Annotated in this window: 18 protein-coding genes; 12 read left to right on the top strand and 6 right to left on the bottom strand. The window is 37.6% G+C overall.

The window, feature by feature from the left end; translation table 11 throughout:
• Positions 1–30: 30 nt before the first annotated feature.
• Entirely contained in the window at positions 31–297 is a 267-nt protein-coding gene (locus tag CFPU101_RS10495; RefSeq protein WP_206815300.1) for a hypothetical protein, read from the bottom strand.
• 279 nt (positions 298–576) lie between these two features.
• Between CFPU101_RS10495 and CFPU101_RS10490 the strand changes: the two genes are divergently transcribed.
• From CFPU101_RS10490 to CFPU101_RS10455, 8 genes are all read left to right on the top strand, one after another.
• Entirely contained in the window at positions 577–1,431 is an 855-nt protein-coding gene (locus CFPU101_RS10490) for a DUF4114 domain-containing protein (RefSeq protein WP_206815299.1), read from the top strand.
• 130 nt (positions 1,432–1,561) lie between these two features.
• Positions 1,562–3,394, top strand: a complete 1,833-nt coding sequence (locus CFPU101_RS10485) for an ATP-binding protein (protein ID WP_206815298.1) — start codon at positions 1,562–1,564, stop codon at positions 3,392–3,394.
• 1 nt (position 3,395) lies between these two features.
• Positions 3,396–4,832: a sensor histidine kinase gene (locus CFPU101_RS10480; RefSeq protein WP_206815297.1), complete on the top strand. Its 1,437-nt coding sequence runs from the start codon at positions 3,396–3,398 to the stop codon at positions 4,830–4,832.
• A complete protein-coding gene (locus CFPU101_RS10475; RefSeq protein ID WP_242577862.1) occupies positions 4,833–5,234 on the top strand; it encodes a response regulator in 402 nt (133 codons plus the stop codon).
• Entirely contained in the window at positions 5,227–6,294 is a 1,068-nt protein-coding gene (locus tag CFPU101_RS10470) for a diguanylate cyclase domain-containing protein (RefSeq protein WP_206815296.1), read from the top strand. Before CFPU101_RS10475 ends, CFPU101_RS10470 begins: the two co-directional genes overlap by 8 nt.
• 49 nt (positions 6,295–6,343) lie before the next feature.
• Positions 6,344–6,907 carry a TIGR04376 family protein gene (locus tag CFPU101_RS10465; RefSeq protein ID WP_206815295.1) on the top strand — a complete coding sequence of 188 codons (564 nt, stop codon included), beginning with the start codon at positions 6,344–6,346 and terminating at the stop codon, positions 6,905–6,907.
• Positions 6,908–6,961: 54 nt separating this feature from the next.
• Positions 6,962–7,801, top strand: a complete 840-nt coding sequence (locus CFPU101_RS10460) for a M20/M25/M40 family metallo-hydrolase (protein ID WP_206815294.1) — start codon at positions 6,962–6,964, stop codon at positions 7,799–7,801.
• Position 7,802: 1 nt separating this feature from the next.
• Positions 7,803–9,512 (top strand): ABC-F family ATP-binding cassette domain-containing protein, encoded by a 1,710-nt coding sequence (locus CFPU101_RS10455; protein WP_206815293.1) that lies wholly within the window; start codon positions 7,803–7,805, stop codon positions 9,510–9,512.
• Positions 9,513–9,582: 70 nt separating this feature from the next.
• On the opposite strand, the gene CFPU101_RS10450 is transcribed toward CFPU101_RS10455, so the two are convergent.
• Both CFPU101_RS10450 and CFPU101_RS10445 read right to left on the bottom strand, forming a co-directional pair.
• A complete protein-coding gene (locus CFPU101_RS10450) occupies positions 9,583–12,459 on the bottom strand; it encodes an S-layer family protein (RefSeq protein ID WP_206815292.1) in 2,877 nt (958 codons plus the stop codon).
• Positions 12,460–12,986: 527 nt separating this feature from the next.
• Entirely contained in the window at positions 12,987–14,285 is a 1,299-nt protein-coding gene (locus tag CFPU101_RS10445; RefSeq protein WP_206815291.1) for a glutamate-5-semialdehyde dehydrogenase, read from the bottom strand.
• A 213-nt stretch (positions 14,286–14,498) separates the two neighbouring features.
• Between CFPU101_RS10445 and CFPU101_RS10440 the strand changes: the two genes are divergently transcribed.
• A complete protein-coding gene (locus tag CFPU101_RS10440) occupies positions 14,499–15,236 on the top strand; it encodes a 15,16-dihydrobiliverdin:ferredoxin oxidoreductase (RefSeq protein ID WP_206815290.1) in 738 nt (245 codons plus the stop codon).
• A gap of 65 nt (positions 15,237–15,301) precedes the next feature.
• Positions 15,302–15,811, top strand: a complete 510-nt coding sequence (locus CFPU101_RS10435; RefSeq protein ID WP_206815289.1) for a GNAT family N-acetyltransferase — start codon at positions 15,302–15,304, stop codon at positions 15,809–15,811.
• A gap of 114 nt (positions 15,812–15,925) precedes the next feature.
• On the opposite strand, the gene CFPU101_RS10430 is transcribed toward CFPU101_RS10435, so the two are convergent.
• The 3 genes from CFPU101_RS10430 to CFPU101_RS26255 form a co-directional block, all read right to left on the bottom strand.
• Positions 15,926–17,128: an argininosuccinate synthase gene (locus CFPU101_RS10430; RefSeq protein ID WP_206815288.1), complete on the bottom strand. Its 1,203-nt coding sequence runs from the start codon at positions 17,126–17,128 to the stop codon at positions 15,926–15,928.
• Positions 17,129–17,459: 331 nt separating this feature from the next.
• Positions 17,460–17,726, bottom strand: coding sequence for a hypothetical protein (locus CFPU101_RS26260; RefSeq protein ID WP_374191945.1), 267 nt, complete (start codon positions 17,724–17,726; stop codon positions 17,460–17,462).
• 370 nt (positions 17,727–18,096) lie between these two features.
• A complete protein-coding gene (locus CFPU101_RS26255; protein ID WP_374191944.1) occupies positions 18,097–18,336 on the bottom strand; it encodes a hypothetical protein in 240 nt (79 codons plus the stop codon).
• A gap of 202 nt (positions 18,337–18,538) precedes the next feature.
• Between CFPU101_RS26255 and CFPU101_RS10420 the strand changes: the two genes are divergently transcribed.
• A complete protein-coding gene (locus CFPU101_RS10420) occupies positions 18,539–19,957 on the top strand; it encodes an ABC transporter substrate-binding protein (RefSeq protein ID WP_206815287.1) in 1,419 nt (472 codons plus the stop codon).
• Entirely contained in the window at positions 19,954–20,541 is a 588-nt protein-coding gene (locus CFPU101_RS10415; RefSeq protein WP_206815286.1) for a cache domain-containing protein, read from the top strand. The genes CFPU101_RS10420 and CFPU101_RS10415 overlap by 4 nt, the downstream gene beginning before the upstream one ends.
• The last annotated feature ends 12 nt before the right edge of the window (positions 20,542–20,553 follow it).

Here is a 20,553-nt window from a genome sequence, read left to right as displayed (position 1 = left end):
TTCAGGGGGTTTGATCAACAAGCCCCTATTTTAAGTAGTATAATCTGGACAATTCTCCGCTTCAGTCCAGCCATAGGGATGAAAGCCACAAATTAAAAAAGAACGTGTATCCCGATTTTGTCCATAAGCTTTACCATGATAGTGAATGCACCCTTGGCAAGTCGTCGGACGCGAAGACTCAATTTGATTAAATCCGAGTTGCGATCGTAAAATTTGACACTTAGCTTGATGACGATGCCAGCGTCGATAAAGAGTGTGCTGATAAACAGAATTAGCGGTTAGCGGCAACGGAATCATAGTAAACAGCCTAAGTATAATTACGGTTAGACTCTAGAGTAATGATAGACAAAAGCAATTCACAAAGCATGATTTATGAAGTTTATAAAAAGGCTAAATCAAACTTTGTAAAAAATCATCTGTTTTACAGTAAGTTATACGTGCTAATTTCTAAGGTTATACATAAGTCTAACATTACCTATACACTATCTCTAACATTGATAGCTAATAATTTTTATAGTAAGACAAAAAATGAAATAGATATAAACACAGTTTTACTATTTTCTTGAGGTTAGCAAAATGAATACATTACTCAAAAAACTCGCAGTTATCGCTACTGCAGGAACAGTTTGCAGTCTAGTCGGTGTAGAAAGTGCTTCGGCGGCGGCTTTCAATAATCGTCCCGTTAATCTTACAAATCAAGGCAACCCTGATTCTATAACGACTATCTTAAATAACATCAATTCTGGTATTACCAATGCCACTACTCAACAATCTAATGTCGCTTTGTGGAGTGCCGCAAGCCCTAATACAGCACAGTCTGGTACTACGCTGATTATTGAACTAGCAGGTTTGGCTAATAGTAACAGATTTGGTATCTACGACGCTAACAACCGAAATAATCTTATCCAAATCTTTGAAGGCAATGATGTAGGTAACGCGAACTTAAAAGAAGGTGCAACAATTACATTTACTCCAAGCGGTAGTGGATATAATGTTACGGTTACAGAACTTGGTACTAATGAAGGTTTACCGACGACTGGTTTTATCAGTAGTGCTAACTTTGGTTTCTATATAAATAGTACTCCTTCTCCAGGTCAACCCCCCCGACCAAACTCTGGAATCTTCTACACTGAAGATGACGAGAATATTGCTGGATCTCCTCAAGCTCTAGTTTACGGTGGTACTGGCTCACAATTAAATCTACGTGGTTCTGAAACTGGTAACAACAGACCCATATTCGAGCCAGGGGAAGATTGGATTTTAGCTTGGGAAGACCTTTATAACCCTAGTGACAGAGATTTCAATGACATGGTTTTATTCGTTGATAACGTTGGTGCGGTTCCTGAACCCCTAACCATGTTGGGTGCTGGTGCTGCGGCTGGTTTGGGAGCTTTCTTCAAGCGTCAAACTGCTAAAAAACAAAAAAAATAACTTCAGTTAGTTAACAGTTATAAAACTAAACAGTAAAGTATTGATCCTCTATTGCTAGAGGATTTATTTTTGGTTGGATAAATGAATAAGTTATCGTGAAAAAGAGATAGACTATCGACGATAATATGAGATGAACAGCCAAAATAGTCAACAACAACCGACAGAAGCAATGTATCGCAGTATTTACGATAATGCTTTGGAAGGAATTTTTCAAACCACACCTGATGGACAATATATTAATGTGAATCCCGCATTAGTCAGGATGTATGGGTACACATCATCAGAAGCATTAATGCAAGCCCAACCTAATCTTAAAGGACAACTGTATGTTGATCCAAATCGGCGACGACAGTTTCAGGTATTACTAGAAAAAAAAGATTTTGTCGAAAATTTTGAAGCTCAAGTCTATCGGTGCGATGGTAGCATTATCTGGATTGCAGAACACGCAAGAGCCGTTCGAGACGAAGCAGGAAAGTTATTATACTATGAAGGATTAGTAGAAGATATCACGTCGCGCAAACAAGCCGAAATTGCTTTAGAACAAGCCAAAGAAGCCGCAGAAGCCGCAAACCGAGCCAAAAGTACTTTTATTGCTAATATGAGTCATGAACTTCGTACCCCGCTTAATGCGATTTTGGGTTTTGCCCAGTTAATGCAACGGAGTGACACTTTACCCCTTGAGCATCAAGAAAATGTCGGAATTATTTTGCGAAGTGGTGAACATCTTTTGAATTTGATTAATCAGGTGTTAGATTTATCTAAAATTGAAGCTGGACGTATTAACCTTAATCCGAAAAATTTTGACTTGTACCGTTTGTTAGATGACTTGGAGGAAATGTTTAGACTAAAAGCGGTTGAAAGGGGCTTGCAGTTGATTTTCGAGCTATCTGAGCAGATTCCTAGATACGTCTGCACCGATGAAACTAAGTTACGACAAGTCTTAATTAATCTCCTCAATAATGCTATTAAGTTTACTGCCTCTGGTAGCATTGCTTTAAGAATACAAGTCAGTCAGCAACAAAACACTACTTATATCCTAAGCATTGAAGTCGAAGATACAGGCGTTGGTATTGCAGAGACCGAATTATCGGATCTTTTTCAAACTTTCGTACAGACACAAGCAGGTAAAAATACTCAAGAAGGCACAGGATTAGGTCTAATTATTAGTCAAAAATTTATTCAACTGATGGGGGGAGATATTCAAGTCAGTAGTGTACTCCATCAAGGGACAAAGGTTTCTTTTACCATTCGAGTCGAAACTGTTACCGCTAATGAAATCGAAAATAAGATTCACCCCTTACGAGTAATTGCTATAGCACCCAATCAACCGACTTACCGTATTTTAGCAGTCGATGACCAACCTCTCAATCGTCAATTATTAGTTAAATTGCTGACTCCTATCGGTTTTGAAGTCAAAGAAGCAGCCAATGGACAACAAGCAATAGAAATCTGGGAAGACTGGCAACCTCATCTCATTTTAATGGATATGAGAATGCCTGTACTTGATGGATATGAAGCCACCCGACAGATTAAAATCACCACCAAAGGTCAAGCAACTGCTATTATTGCTCTGACTGCCAGTGTTTTAGAAGAAGAAAAAGCCGTCATTCTTTCTGCTGGATGTGACAATTTTTTAAGAAAACCTTTTCGAGAAGAAGAAATTTTTTTAATGTTGAGTCAACATTTAGGGGTTAGTTATGTGTATGATACTCAATCTCAGCCACAGTCAAGCATTATTGTAGAAAAAGATAACAGAACAAGCGTGACTAGAATCACATCTTTAACCCCCCAATGGTTAGTAGAATTAAAACAAGCTTTGTTGTATGTGGATTTAATTAAGCTTAATCAAATAATAGCCATGATTCGCACTCAAGATGAAGAGTTAGCTAAGTCAATTCAAATTGATGTAGATAACTTTGAATATGAAAAAATACTTTTATTAATTCCAGACGATCTTAACTAAAATGAATCAATTCAATCCACAGGGAAATATCTTAGTAGTCGATGATACTTCAGCTAATTTACGACTTTTAGTTGAAATTTTACAACAACAGGGCTATTTAGTGAGACCTGTCAATAATGGCAAATTAGCATTATCGGCAGCCCAAGGATTACCCCCTGATCTCATTTTACTTGATATTTGTATGCCAGAACTTGACGGCTATCAGGTTTGTCAACAGCTTAAAAGTCTAGAAAAAACGAAGGACATTCCCATTATTTTTATTAGTGCGGCTAATGAAGTAATTGATAAAGTAAAAGCGTTTCAAGTAGGGGGAGTTGATTATATTACTAAACCCTTTCAAGTTGAGGAAGTTTTAATAAGAGTGGCAACCCATCTTAATCTCTGTTCCTTACAAAAAAAATTGACTCAAAAAAATGAATATTTAATGGAAATAATAGAGCAATTAACCCGAACTCAAGAGCAACTTATTCAAACCGAAAAAATGGCAGCTTTAGGTAATTTAATTGCAGGTATTGCTCATGAAATCAATACCCCAATGGGGGCAATTCGTTCCTCAATTGAAAATATTGCTAATTTTTTTGAATCACAATTAATGAATCTTCCGAAGATTTACCCTGAAATTAGTTTAGAATTTCATGAACAGATGAAACAAATCATTCAAATTTTTCAACAGCAAACCGAACATCTTTCTAGTCGAGAAAAAAGACAAATTAGAAAACAATTAGTAAACATATTAGAAACACATCAGATTACTCAAGCTGATGAAATAGCTGATACATTAGTAGATTTAGGAGTTTATACCAGTGAAGTCTTAGAAAAATTTTTACCGCTACTCAAACAACCCGAAGGATATCAAGTTTTAGAAAAAACTTATAAACTAACTACATTAGAAACCAGTACCAAAACCATTCACACAGCAACCGAGAGAGCTTCTAAAATTGTTTATGCTCTCAAAAGCTATGCTTACTTTGAATCTAAAGAGACTGTCTTAAAAGCGAATGTGATTGAAGGTATAGAAACAATATTAACTCTTTATCATAATCAGTTAAAAAGAGGAATAGAAGTTATTAAAAATTATCGTCGTCTACCCTTGATAGCCTGTTATCCCGATCAACTCAATCAAGTTTGGACAAATTTAATTAATAATGCGATTCATGCCATGAATAATCAAGGCATTCTAATGATTGATGTTTGGCAAGAAGAACAACTGGTAAAAGTGAGTATTACTGATAATGGTCATGGAATTCCTTTAGCAATACAAGAAAAAATATTTGAACCATTTTTTACTACAAAAACGCAAGGAGAAGGAAGCGGGTTAGGATTAGATATAGTCAAAAAAATTATTAACAAACATCATGGAATAATTGAACTTCATTCTAGATCTGGAAAAACAACATTTACTATCTCATTACCTATTGAACAAAATCAGGAAACTTAAATGATGAATAAACCGATTATTCTGTGTGTAGATGATGAAAAAGTAATTTTAGATAGTTTAAAGATACAGCTTAAGAACGCCTTTCAAAACAATTATAGTTATGAAACCGCCGAAAGTGCCGAGGAAGCTATTGAGATTATCGACGAATTACAAAGTGATAAAATCCCAATTTTAGTCATTGTTTCAGATTGGCTAATGCCTGGGACTAAAGGAGATGAATTTTTAATAAAAGTTCATGAAAAATACCCAAAAATAGTTAAAATCATGTTAACAGGTCAAGCTGATGATGAAGCAATTTCTAGAGCGAAAGAAGAAGCTAACCTATATGAATGTCTACCAAAACCTTGGAATTTTGAGCAATTGATTACCATTATAAAATCTGGATTAACAAATCATGGGTAAACCTGTAATTATCTGTATTGATGACGAAGCAACTGTTATTAATAGTTTAAAAATTGAACTTAAAAAAGCAATTGGTGAAGAATGTATTATTGAAACTGCAGAAGGAGGAACCGATGCCATCGAATTAGTCAACGAATTATTAGCAGAAGGTTCAGAAGTAGCGGTGGTTTTATCAGATTATATCATGCCAGACTTGAAGGGGGATGAGGTTTTAAAAAAAATCCATTCAATGTCACCTAATACTCTCACAATTATGCTAACAGGACAAGCCGATTTAGAAGCCGTTGGTCGTGCGATCAAATATGCTAAACTTTATCGGTATCTTCCAAAGCCTTGGCAAATAGAAGACCTAAAGCTAACAGTCGTTGAAGCTGTTCATAGTTATTTACAAGATAAAAAATTAAAAGAACAAACTTTTAAACTTAAACAACTTAACGAAGAATTAGAAAGATTAACCAAAGAACAATCAAAAATTATCTCACAAAGAACATCAGAACTAGAAAAACTAAATCGAGAATTAGATCGTTTAGCCCATTTGGACGGTTTAACAGAAGTCGCTAACCGTCGCCAATTTGATAAATGTATATCAACTGAATGGCTGAGAATGTGTCGTGAGAAACAACCTTTATCCCTGATTCTGTGCGATGTTGATAATTTCAAAAGTTATAATGATCAATATGGCCATTTACAGGGTGATGATTGTTTAAAAAAAGTAGCACAAACGATCGCACACTCAGTCAAACGTCCTGCTGACCTAGTGGCACGATATGGTGGCGAAGAATTTGTGATAGTTTTACCCTATACTTCTATAGAAGGGGCTTTTACCGTCGCTGAAGAAGTTAGAAACGCGGTTCAACAGTTATTAATTCCTAATTACACCGCACAACCCTTACCCTATATTACGATTAGTTTGGGGGTGGCGACTTTTATTCCTTCTCGTCATTTATCGGCATTAGCCCTAATCAATGCGGCTGATAAGTCATTATACCAAGCTAAAAAACGAGGACGCAATCAAACGGTCATATACAATGAAGAAAGTAAAGCCATCATCGAGGTTTAAACTATCTCTAGAATAGTGCTAAAGTAAAAAAAACTTAAATTGTGTCATTATGGGACTATTCGATGATGTCAGCCGCTTACTGGAACAGCAACTCGACGAATTCCTAAAAAATAATCCTCATCTGGAATTACAAGCATTACTCGATCAAGTTGAAGAACAAGAACGGGACACCACACAATTAATCAGTTCTTTGCAAAATGAGCAACAACGCTTAGAAACAGAAATACTAGCCATTGCCGAAGACATTCAGAAATGGCACACTAGAATTAATAAAGCACAAAACGCTAATCGGTTAGATCTAGCACAAGCCGCACAGGAACGAGAAGCTGCTTTATTACGTCAGGGTAATCAGCTTTGGGGACGCATGGAAGGAACCAAAAAACGTCTTACAGAAGCACAAGAATTATTTAAGCAAATACAGCTACAGAAAAAAGAACTTAAAACAAAACAAGCAAATACTCAAACAACCGCTAATTCTAATACTAGAGCATGGGCAGAACAAAGTTATTCAACCAATCGTTATCAAAAAGAAACTGATCCTTTAGAAAAAGAGTTCCAGCAGTGGGATATGGATGAAGAATTAGAACGATTAAAAAAAGAACTTAAAAAATAAATACACTTGTATTAATCTTTTTTTGAATGATGGTACGTTTGCCAAAAATTCATTATGTCAGAAATCATTAAACAAAATCTAATTAATCACTTAAATCAAATTATCCGAGAAAGAGATCCTTATCTAGCGAATGGCGGACATTTCTTTATTAAAGAATATATCCGTCAAGAATTGAGCCATCTTGGACAAGTCGAAAGTCATCCATTTGAAATCAAAGGGAAATCATTTGAAAATATTGTCTTAAAATTAAATCCTAACCTGTCTGAGCCTACGATTATAATTGGCGCACATTATGACACCGTACCTGGTTCTGTGGGTGCCGATGATAATGGTTCGGGGGTTGCAGTATTATTAGAACTAGCCAGAATTTTTAGTGAACATCCTCTTCAAAAATATCCTCTTCAGTTTATCGCTTTTGATCTAGAAGAATATGGACTTTTAGGCAGTAAAGCCTATGCTAAACAAATTAAAGAACAAAAACAAGCCATACGTCTGATGTTTTCCCTAGAAATGCTCGGTTACTGTGATCATCGCCCGAATTCTCAACGATATCCCGCAGGATTAAAATACTTTTACCCCTCTACAGGAAATTTTATCGCACTCGTTGGCAATATCGAAGCCACGCCAGATTTAAGAAAACTCAGTCAAAATATACGTCAAACCGTACCCTGTGAATGGTTACCCGTCCCATTAAAAGGTTATCCCATTCCTGATACCAGACGCAGTGATCATGTACCTTTTTGGGATGTTGGATACAATGCTATCATGGTCACGGATACAGCAAATATGCGAAATCCTTATTATCATTCAGCCCAAGATACTTTAGACACCTTAGACTTAGATTTTTTGACTCAGGTTTGTCAAGGTTTAGCCCTAGCCATTCAGTCTTTATAATATGCTACGACTCGAACAAATTAGTAAAACGTATTCTACAGGTGAGCTTCTTAAAAATGTAACATGGGAAGTGAAATCAGGCGATCGCATTGGCTTAGTTGGAGTTAATGGTGCAGGCAAAACCACCCAACTTAAGATCATTATGGGTAAAGAAAACCCCACAACAGGAGAAGTCATTCGCCCCGCATCCCTTCATATCGGTTACTTAACCCAAGAATTTGAAGTCGAACAGACTCGCACTGTTAGAGAGGAATTTTGGACAGTTTTTACGGAAGCCAACGAAATTCAGCAAAAATTATCCTTTGTACATCACCAAATGGAAAACGCGACAGGGGATGAATTAGATCAACTCATTCACCAACTCGATAAACTACAACGTCAGTTTGAAGCACTAGACGGCTATAATTTAGAAGCGCGTATAGAAAAGATTTTACCAGTAATGGGATTTACACCAGAAGACGGCGACGCTTTGGTGAGTGCCTTTAGCGGTGGTTGGCAAATGCGAATGAGTTTAGGAAAAATCTTACTACAAGCACCAGATTTATTATTACTCGACGAACCCACTAACCATCTAGACTTAGAAACCATTGAATGGCTCGAAAACTATCTGAAAAGTTTAACGACACCAATGGTTATAGTGTCACACGATCGAGAATTTTTAGATCGTCTGTGTACCCAAATTGTTGAAACAGAACGCGGAGTATCAACAACTTATCTGGGTAACTATTCCTCATATCTAGAACAAAAAGCCCTCAACCGCGAGATGCAACTGAGTGCCTACGAACGTCAACAGCTAGAAATTGAACGTCAACAGCAATTTGTAGATCGTTTCCGTGCCAGTGCGACTCGTAGTACTCAAGCCAAAAGTCGCGAAAAACAACTGGAGAAAATTGAGCGTATCGAGGCTCCAGTCAATAATTTGAAGGCCCTCCGCTTTCAGTTTCTTCCCGCACCTCGTAGCGGCAGAGAAGTAGTAATCATCAAAGATTTAACTCATACCTACGAAGACAAAATTTTATTCTTAGGTGCAGAATTATTAATTGAACGGGGCGATCGTATTGCCTTTCTTGGGCCCAACGGAGCAGGTAAATCGACTTTACTACGCTTTATTATGGGCATGGAGAACCCCACAGAAGGAAAGGTCAAATTAGGGAACCATAACGTTATTCCTGCTTATTTTGAGCAAAATCAAGCCGAAGCTCTCGATCTCGATAAATCGGTTATGGATACAATACATGATGAAGTACCCGACTGGAAAAATGAAGAAGTTCGTACCCTTCTCGGACAATTTTTATTTAGTGGGGATACCGCATTTAAAAACGTAGCTGCCTTGAGTGGTGGAGAAAAAGCCCGTCTTGCTTTGGCTAAAATGCTTCTTCAACCTGCTAATCTTTTAATACTCGATGAACCGACGAATCATCTAGATATTCCTGCTAAAGAGATGTTAGAGGAAGCTTTGCAAAACTATGATGGTACGGTGTTAATTGTTTCACACGATCGCTATTTTATCTCCCAGGTCGCTAATAAAATTGTTGAAATTCGAGATGGTGAATTACGAGTGTATAACGGAGATTATGATTATTACTTAAGAAAAATCGAGGAAGAAAAAGAAAAAGCCCGTCAAGCCAAATTAATCGCCGAACAACAAGCTAAAGCCACCGCGAAAAAAGCTAAAGAGCAAGAAAAAGCCAAAGCCAAGAAAAATAAATAATCAATGGTTTTCTACCGTGAAATGAATGTAGAGACGAGTTTATATTGCGTCTCTACCATCCATCACACAATTAACTGACGAAAATATCTTCGTGAGTCAAAGCTAAACCCGCACTTAGAGTCGCAAACTGTATCGCTGCTGCCATACCCGTTCCCTCTGCGTCAAACAACAAAGCACCCGTCGCATCATTATAGATAAAACGCTGAGTAGCAGTAGTAGCCGATGTACCAATGATAAATTCTTCAGAGGAAAAAAGCTCACCTTGCGTTAGTCCACCACCAAAACCCGAAGCAGAAACGACAATTAGATCATCATCTGGCGTAAAATCAGTAATACGAGCGTTTCTATCATAGGGATTAGAGAAAATTAAAGAATCAGCACTTGTGCTACCTGTTAGAACATCATTACTGTTAGTTGCTATGAAACTAGATGCAGGATCATCATTAAGAATGGTTCCTCTAACTGCACCTGTAGTACCAATAGTATATCTAGTACTACTAGCAAGAGTAAGGGCTACCGTTTCATTGGCTTCTACAATTGTATCGCCAGTCGGGTTAACGGTAACTCTAGCCGTTGCACTATTAGCCGCAAAGGTGACGCTTGTCCCAATATTAGCGTAGTCGGTTCCTCTAGTTGCTGTTCCCCCAATAGTGTAGTTCACCGTTAGTGAATTAGTCAGAGAACCAGTACGAGTAAAGGTATAAATCAGGTTAGCGGTACCATTTTCTGTAACACTTGCAGGAGAGACAGCTAAAGTAATACGCGGTAAGGTTGTCGAATCATCATTAAGAATTGTTCCCGTTACTGGTGTTGTGGTACCGATGGTGTATCCTGTGCCATTGGCTAGAGTCAAAATAACAGTCTCATTAGATTCAACCGTTGTATCGGCTGTCGGATTAACAGTCACTCTAGCAGTACTAGAATTAGCGGCAAAAGTTACACTGGTGCCAATATTAGCGTAGTCGGTGCCTCTAGTGGCTGTTCCTGTAATCCCATAGTTTACAGTCAGAGGATTGGTGAGAACACCTGTACGGGTAAAGGTATAAATGAGGTTAGCTGTACCATCTTCGGTAACAGAAGCAGGAGATACAGCCAGAGCAATGCGCGTATCATCATTAAGAATGGTTCCCGTTACTGGTGTTGTAGTACCGATCGTGTATCCAGTCCCATTAGCTAAAGTCAAAATAACAGTCTCATTGGGTTCAACCGTTGTATCGCCTGTTGGGTTAACGGTAACCGTCGTGGTGCTAGAGTTAGCAGCAAAAGTGACGCTTGTCCCAATATTAGCGTAGTCAGTTCCTCTAGTGGCTGTTCCAGAAATCGTATAATTGACCGTTAAAGGTGAAGTCAGAGAACCGTTACGAGTAAAAGTATAAATCAGATTAGCGGTACCATTTTCGGTCACACTTGTAGGAGAAACCGCAAGAGTAATACTTGGTAAAGTTGTTCCCGTACTCCGTCCAAAAATGACATAACTTTGTCCAGATTGAGTGCCATTAGGGTCGGCAGACCAAGCGCCAATAATCAGGTCATCAAAACCATCACCGTTAACATCACCCGCACTGCTCACAGACCTACCTGAATAGTCAGTCCCATTAATCCCATTAATCGCAAAGCCATTTGTTCCGTTAAGACTTGAAAGATTCAGACTCGCACTAAAGCCACCACTCTTACCAAAAACCACATAACTCTGTCCTGAACTGGCACCATTGGGGTCGGCACGAAGTGCACCAATAATTAGGTCATCAAACCCATCGCCATTAACATCACCCGCACTGCTCACAGAAACGCCAGAACGGTCTAAAGAATTAATTCCATTAATCGCAAAGCCATTTGTTCCGTTAAGAGTTGAAAGGTTCAGACTGGCCCCAAAACCGCCACTTTTGCCAAACACCACATAGCTTTGACCTGCACCAGTAACGCTATTGGGATCTGCCGAATAGGCACCGATGATAATGTCATCAAACCCATCACCGTTGACATCCCCTGCACTGCTGACAGAACCGCCTGAAAAGTCATTTTGACCAATTCCATTAATAGCAAAGCCGTTGGTTCCGTTTAGAGTCGAAAGATTAAGACTGGCACTAAAACCGCCACTTTTACCAAACACTACATAGCTTTGTCCCGAACGACTACTATTGGGGTCAGCACCATCAGCACCAATAATGAGGTCATCAAAGCCATCGCCGTTGACATCCCCTGCATTACTAACAGAAACGCCTGAATAGTCATTAGGATTAATCCCATTAATGGCAAAGCCGTTGCTACCGTTGAGACTTGAAAGGTTAAGATTAGCACTAAAACCGCCACTCTTACCAAACACCACATAGCTTTGTCCCGTTTCAGTGCCATTGACGTTTGAGTCAAATGCACCAATAATCAGGTCATCAAAGCCATCGCCGTTGACATCTCCCGCGCCACTCACAGAATAGCCTGAAATGTCACCTATATTAATCCCATTAATGGCAAAACCGTTGCTACCGTTAAGACCCGACAGGTTAAAATTAGCCGTAAAGCCGCCACTCTTACCAAAAACCACATAGCTTTGTCCCGCATCAACGTTAGTGGAGCTAGCACGATGTGCGCCGATAATGATGTCATCGAAACCATCGCCGTTAACATCTCCTGCACTGCTCACCGACCGACCTGAATAGTCACCAAAATCAATCCCATTAATCGCAAAGCCGTTGCTACCGTTGAGACTTGAAAGGTTAAAATTAGTACCAAAACCGCCACTCTTACCAAATATCACATAGCTTTGTCCAGAATTACCGCCGTTGACATTGGATTCTGGTGCGCCGATGAGAAGGTCATCAAATCCATCACCGTTGACATCCCCTGCATTGCTCACGGAAAAGCCCGACTCGTCATTTGGATTAATTCCATTAATAATAAAGCCGTTTGTTCCATTAAGGCTCGACAGTTGAAAAACTGCTGGAAAAGTCATTATTTCATCTCCTATGTTTAGATTAATTGATGGGGCAAGCAAGGTTCCACACACGTTACTAACACGTTACTAACACACTATTTACACAAGTAAATAATGCTTTTTGAATGGTTTTGGATAAAATATTTGTAGGAATTCCAAAGAAAACATGATGAAAAACACTTGAAAATGAACAACAAAGTTTTCATTGGAAAGAAAATAATTAATTTTTCCAAATCTAAGTAATTCTATTAACTCAATACTCATTTGAAAAATATCGAATTATTTTCCGTTAAATTTCTACAAACCATATCAAGCAAGCGTGTTTGAGAAGTAATATCTAATAAAACATACTTTTAGTAAGACTAGATTACTTCAACAAAGTTAGGATTTTAAAACAATCAACTTGATCAAGAATAGCAGTTTATTTTAAAATCAACAACTTTTTTATAATATTTTCAACTAGCGTATCGCTATTTCAAATTACTGTAGTTTATCTCAGTAAAAATATACTATTTTGCAAAAGTATTATTTTTCTAAATACTGATTTACCCTAAATCTTTATGTGTAAACGGTTTTGCATCATCACCCGCATAGGTCGCTACAATATGCCCATCACCGATAAGCTGATATTTGTACGTTACCAAACCTTCTAAACCAACAGGGCCACGCGGCGGCATTTTTTGGGTACTAATACCAACTTCTGCACCAAACCCATAACGAAACCCATCTGCAAAGCGTGTCGAACAATTTTGAAAAACTCCTGCTGCATCGACTTGACTACAAAAGATTTCTGCTGCTTGTTCGTCTTCTGTAACAATAGCTTCCGTATGCTTTGAACCGTAAGTATTGATATGTGCGATCGCTTCGTTTAATGACTCTACAACCTTAACCGACAAAATCAGATCACTATATTCGGTTAACCAATCTTCCTCGGTTGCTGCTGAAACTTGAATCAATTTTTGTGTCATTGCATCCCCTCTTAATTCTACCTGTTTCGAGAATAATGCTTCTGCAACAAGGGGTAAAAACTCAGGTGCAATATCTTGATGAACCAGTAAGGTTTCAATAGCATTGCACGCGGCGGGATATTGTGTTTTAGAATCGACTGTAATCGAAATAGCCTTTTCTAAATTAGCAGAGCGATCGATATACAGGTGACAAATTCCATCGGCGTGACCTAACACTGGTATTTTTGTATTGTTTTGAATATAGCGAACAAAAGCATTAGAACCTCTCGGAATAATCAAATCAACATATTCATCTAAATCTAATAATGCTCGTATTTCTTCCCGTGTGGTGAGTAACTGCACTACATCAGGATGAACTTTCGTTTCGGCTAACGCTTTATGAATAATTGATACAAGTGCTTGACACGTTTTCGTCGCTTCTTTTCCTGCTTTGAGAATCACACCATTACCTGATTTAATTGCCAAACTGGTAATCTGAATCAGTGCATCGGGACGCGCCTCGAAAATAACCCCTAAAACACCTAAAGAGCAAGTAATTCGCTTTAAAACCAATCCTGTATCTAATTCTCGGTGTATTTGAACTGTTCCAACTGGATCACTCAGTTTTTTAACATCTCTGACCCCTTCAATTCCTGCTTTGAGTTTCGTTGCACTTAATTTCAAACGAGCATATAACGCTTGGGAAATACTTTCTTGTTGTGCGGCTTGACAATCGGCTTCATTTGCCATCAAAATTTCGGGTGTAGCGGATTCTAAAGCTTGTGCGATCGCTTCTATAGCTGCATTGCATTCATCAGTCGATAGTGTCGCTAACTGACGTGCTGCAGTCCGAGTATTTCGAGCAATTTCAGTTAAAGATAAGGAGGTAGTAACCATATAAAGATAAGTAAACAATCGCCTTTTCTATTTTAAGGGAGATAGAGCGCGATCGTTATCTAAGTTTCTGTCAATCCCAAAGTTACAATTGTCTTGACTGAATCAAGCAACGCCGACAACTTTACAAAATGTTAATTAGTTTCTCATAAATGAGACGATGTAAAAGGCTCTCATCTATCCTCGTTCTAGAGTTTTAGTATCCCAGCTTAGTCTATGTTTCAGCCGTTTCAGGAATTTTTAGAGCAAGAACTGTTCGGTCGTTTTGATTTACAAAGTAGTCCGATTCCCCCAGGATTAGAGTACCAAGTCAGTGAGCGCGGTAGAAACCCTGCAACAATCAAAAGTTGGTGTTATCAATGTCCTGAACTTCGCAAGATTCGCTACACCTATATTGATGCGGGGGAAATGTCCCAAATTTTTAATAGTGTCATTTATCCGAGTCATCAGTATGATATCCCTCTTTTGGGAATTGACTTTTTAGCCTTCGGACAGAAAAAAATTCTAGTCGTTCTCGATTTTCAGCCGTTGTTTAGGGATGAAGCTTATCTAGAAAAATATATCGAACCAATGCGAGTAATTCGAGATAAATACAATGAATTAGCACAAAACTTAGAAATGAAGTTCTATGACGCTAATCAGTACTTCTCTAAAAATATCCTTTTTGCGAAAACCGATGCTGAAACAGTAGTTACTCGTTTATTTCCCGCCTATCAAGAATACATACGTTTGTACTGGGAAACTTTAGCAAACGCAACGCCTTATACTGATCCTGAAGATATCCAACGGATTGTTAAAGCACAAAAAGATTACGATCAATATAGTGCTGATCGCGATCCCGCATCTGGCTTATTTAGTAGCTATTTTGGTCATGAATGGTCAGAAAAATTCTTATATGAATTCTTGTTTGAAGATGCTGTACCTTTAGCAGTTCCTGCTGGAAGCAAAAAATAAGCATTAAATAAAGATAATCTTGTAGAAGAACTAACCTATTAACCCAAAAATAGGAATGCTTTGAAATGTATCTGTCTTTAAATACTGAGAGACTACAACTAAAAGCGGTTACAGAAAACGAGCTTTATGTTTTTCATGAGGTTTTAGTTGATCCATTTGTGAGAAAGTACCTTTGTGATGACAAGATTTTATCACTTGCACAGGCTCAAGAATTTATAAATGTTAGTCAAAAAAACTTTGATGAGCAGCAATTTGGCTTGTGGTTGATGTACACGAAATCAACACATGAATTGATTGGTTTTGTCGGTTTTTGGTATTTTTTTGATGAACCACAGCCACAATTACTGTATGCACTGTTACCAAATGCGACCAAAAAAGGATACGCGACAGAAGCAGTCAGTTACTTAATTCAGTATGGTTTTAAGCAGCTTGGGTACAAATATTTGATGGCTAGTTGTGATGAACCAAACTTTGAATCTCGAAAACTAGCTGAAAGACTTGGCATGAAATTGGTTGAAAGAAGAGATGTTAATGAAAAACCATTACTTTTTTTTAGAATTGACCAAAAAGTATAAAAAAGGGTTTGGCGACCAAACCCATACACTTATCAGTCATCAGTATTTGATGTTTTTAAGTTGTAAACCATTTAAGAGTTTTGAGTTTTTTAGACTAATTACTTGTTTACTGTATTATCCTCTTGTTTTGGAAGCCCAAACCTTAGTTGGTAGTCCCCAAACATAGATAAAACCTTCTGCTGCTCTGTGATCAAATTGATCATCTTCACCGTAAGTTGCTAAGTCGGGTTCATAAATTGAATAATCAGATTTACGTCCGACTACTTTAGAAGTTCCTTTAAATAACTTCACGCGAACGGTTCCAGTAACTCGTTCTTGGGTTTTATCAATAAAAGCGTCAAGAGCTTCTTTGAGTGGACTATACCAAAGTCCTTGATAAATTAATTGTCCGTAGGTTTCCTCAATTCCTCGTTTATAGTGAGTAACATCACCGATAAGAGTTAAGCTTTCTAAGTCACGGTGAGCATCAATGAGAACGAGTAAAGCAGGTGCTTCGTAAATTTCTCGTGATTTAATGCCTACCACACGGTTTTCAATCATATCCAGTCGCCCTACTCCATGTTTCCCTGTAATTTCATTAAGTTGAGAAATCAGAGAAACAGGATCAAGAGTTTGACCATTAAGACTAACAGGATAGCCTTTCTCGAAGCCGATATCGACGTATTCAGGTTCATTGGGAGTATCTGCGATCGCTTTGGTCATCAGATAGATTTCTTCAGGAGGTTCCGTCATCGGATCTTCGAGTGGCCCCGCTTCGATACTTCTGCCTAAAAGATTTCGATCAATACTAAAAGGGGAAGATTTTTTGACTGGTGATTCTAAGCCAAATCGTTCACCATAAGCGATCGTTTGTTCTCGGCTCATCCCCCATTCACGAGCAGGGGCTAATACTTTAATTTTAGGATTGAGTGCCATAATCCCTACATCAAAGCGCACTTGATCATTTCCTTTTCCAGTACAACCGTGAGCCACCGCATCAGCACCATATTTTTCGGCGGCATCAACTAACAATTTAGCAATCAACGGACGAGCCAAGGCAGTAGAGAGAGGATAACGATTTTCATATAAAGCATTAGCTCGAATTGCAGGAAAAGCATAATCTTTAACAAAAGTATCTTTAGCATCTGCTACTAAAGATTCAATTGCACCACTTCTCAGGGCTTTCTCTTGAATTGGCCCTAGTTCATCACCTTGACCTAAGTCAGCAGCAAGAGTAATAACTTCGTTTACTCCCCATTCTTGCTTAAGGTAGGGGATACAAACGGTAGTATCCACTCCACCCGAATAAGCTAATACAACTCTGTTGGCGCGACCCATAAACTTTTATTCAAAAACGACTAAAGGGCTATTGTATCAGGTTCATCCCTGGCTGAATGAAGCATTTGTTATCAAAACCCGATATTCGGATACTTTACAAGACAAACAAGACAATACTAATTTTATTTTTGGTTGTTGTAGATACAAAAGGTTTGGTTTTCAAAAGTAAATTTAAACAATTAAGCTTGATTTTCATCGACTTGCTCTAATTATCTTGAAATCCAGTTGAGGATTATTTGCTCTTAGCACAAAGAAAAACAAAACCAAAAATTGCAGCGCAGTGAGTAGTATTGAGAGCGGGCTTTACTCACCCTGCTACTTTTAATCTAAATTAAGTACTTCTAAACCTAGCGACCAACTCTTCACGAGATAGGTGCATTAATAAAGGTGTAAATTCTTCAGGAGGTAAAGCTAAAATTGCTTCAATTACTCCAGATAATTCAGCATCTAGTTCACCAAAGCGAACTTTAAGCATATTTTCTACAACTAGGCGTTCTCCCTGCTGGAGACCTTGCTGGAGACCAGTTTTTAGACCGCGCTCAATTGCTTTTTGTTCAACATCAGCTAGTTTTTCTTGATATAGTGGTTTTAATCTCAATAATTAACTCCCGATCGTCTTCTTCCAAACGTTGATTAATTTTCAAGTTTTCCTGTAATTGATAAAAAAGTTCTAAGATTCTTAATCTTTGTTGATTATTGCTTGGTAATGATTCTAGTTCATCAATGGCTTGTTTTTGTACATTACCCCTTCCTAAGATTCTTAACCATAGTGTATCAGGTGTTTTGGGTAACTGATGAATGACGACAATAGCAGTTTTTAGAGCTTTGGCAAGAAAATAAACACCTGATAACTCATAGTCATCTAGTATAGCGCGGAAGCTTTCTAGAATCGATTCTGAAGCCGTAGGGGTTAAAATCCATAAGTAGGGAGAATTGAGCGTTTCAGAAGGTACATTTTTTCTTTTGATCTAACGCTGAATGCTTTCTCGTACTTCTAAAGCTTTTAATAGACAGGTACAAATTTCATTAATTGTCACAGGATTGCGAAATGGCTCAAAAATTGCATCATTTTGCGCTAGTTTCCCCAATAAACCTAGATTTTGAGTAATAATTTCTGAAGTGGTATTAGGAATAAACAAAACATCAATTTCTCTTTTTTCTCCTGCCACTTTTTGATCAGGTTTAACTTGTCCATAAAGCGATAACAATTCTTCTCAATAATCTTTCGCGAAGAGGTCGTGAATAAATCGTGTCATGACAAGCAGATTAAGTAATCTATGTAATTATAAACTGTAGATAACAATTGAATTGTAAAAAATTGCTTACAAATCTTTACACTCCATTACGGAAATCGTTGATCGTCTGTGTGTAGTATTCAAACAGAGATAGTTATGAAAAGTGTAAAATATTATGTTTGCTCTGCGTTCTCCCCTAACTCTTAATTCCTTAAAAAACGGTTTAACAGTCGTTACTCTACCGCTTTTATTAATTTTGGCGAGTTGTTCAGGGACAACAGAAGCGAGTCGGACTCCAGAACAAGGAACTACACTCGATAGAGAAACGCTAGAAATTTGGTGGGATAAAGGTTTTACACTTGAAGAAGACGAAGCATTACAGAAACTTGTTCAAGAGTGGGAAAAGCAAAGTGGTAAAAAAATTAAGCTGTCTTTTTATACGACAGATGAACTTTCCCAAAAAGTTGAACGCCAATTAAGATCAGGGGAGCTTCCTGATATTATTGCTATGTTTAAAAGTGAAAAATCCCTCACCTCTCGTTTAGCGTGGGACGGAAAACTAGCAGATGTTTCAGATGTGATCAAACCTCATCAAAACGATTATGAAGAATTAGCTCTAAAATCTGTTAATTTGTATAATAATGTTGAGAAAAAAAGAAGTTATTATGCGCTTCCAATACATCAAGCAACCATACACGTTTACTACTGGAAAGGTATTCTAAAAAAAATTGGTTATAAAGAAGAAGATATCCCCAAAGATTGGGAGCAATTTTGGTTATTTTGGGAAAAAGCACAAAAACAATTAAAAGCAAAAGAAAATATTGATATGTATGGTTTAGGCTTACCTTTATCTGTAGAAGCAGGTGATACATATCAAACTTTTGAGCAACTATTAGAAGCTTATAATGTTAAAATTTTAGATGCTCAAGGACGCTTACAAATTGATGATCCTCAAGTGCGTCAAGGTATGATTAAACTCTTAAACTGGTATAGTCAAACCTATCAAAAAGGCTATTTTTCTCCTAAAGCATTGCACTGGCTCAATCCTGATAATAACAGAAGTATGCTCAATCGAGAAGTTTTAATGACGACTAATGATACTCTTTCAATTGCAACAGCAGTCCGAACTGATCCTGATACATATCAAAATAGATTAGGTCTTTTGGAATTACCTAATAAACCCAATGGTCAACCAATGCGCTATTTGGTAACTGTACAGCAAGTGATTTTATTTGCTGACTCTGAACATCAAAAAGACGCTAAAAGTTTTCTAGCTTATTTAATTAAACCTAACACAATTGATACTTATTTAAAAGCATCAGGAGGTCGTCATTCACCTGTCTTAAAATCAGTTTGGAAAGATCCATTTTGGACAAACCCAAAAGATCCTCATGTTTCTAAAGCAACTCATACTTTTGTGACGCATCCTTCACGATTATTCTACACTTTTGATAATCCTGCTTACAGTATGGTTCTTAAAGAAAATGTTTGGGGAAAAGCTCTTTCTAGAGTCATCATTGAAAAAGTGCCTCCCGAACAAGCAGCCGATGAAGCAATTGCGAGAATAAAAGAAATATTTGATGAATGGCAATGAATTTCTGGCAACAGAACTTAACCAAAAAGGTAGCAGGAGCATTTTTATTTTTATCCTTGTTAACGCTTGGGGTCGTTGGTGGAGTGGCTTTTTTACGAGCGAGAGAAGCCTTAAAACAAGCTGCATTTGACCGTTTACAAGTAACAGCAACTTTAAAAGAAGAGGAAATTACCCGTTGGTTTGATGATCAAAAAGAAGATTTTTTATTACTCATCAAGTTTCCTGATGTTCAATTCAATTTACAAATATTATTAAATAATTCTCCCAGCGATCCTTCTTATCCAAAAGCCAAGCAATTACTCAGCCAATATCTTAAAGATATAGTAAAAATTAAACTCCCTTTTAAAGAAGTTTTTATTTTAGATCGGAGTAACCGTATTATTCTCTCAACTAACCCACAACGTGAAGGAAACTATGAGATTTTAGCCAATATAACTTATATCGATCAAGTTAATTATAATGAGCCTTTTACACCAATTTTTTATGTTTCTCCAGTAACTGGAAACCATCGGTTACTTTATCAACTCCAATACGGGATAAACAAGGAACACGTCAAGGTGTATTACTTGCAAATCTTAGCTTAGATCGTATCGATC

This window comes from Chroococcus sp. FPU101 (genome assembly GCF_017312365.1).
Taxonomy (GTDB): Bacteria; Cyanobacteriota; Cyanobacteriia; order Cyanobacteriales; family Microcystaceae; genus Chroococcus.
This window is presented reverse-complemented; position numbering and strand designations above follow the sequence as displayed.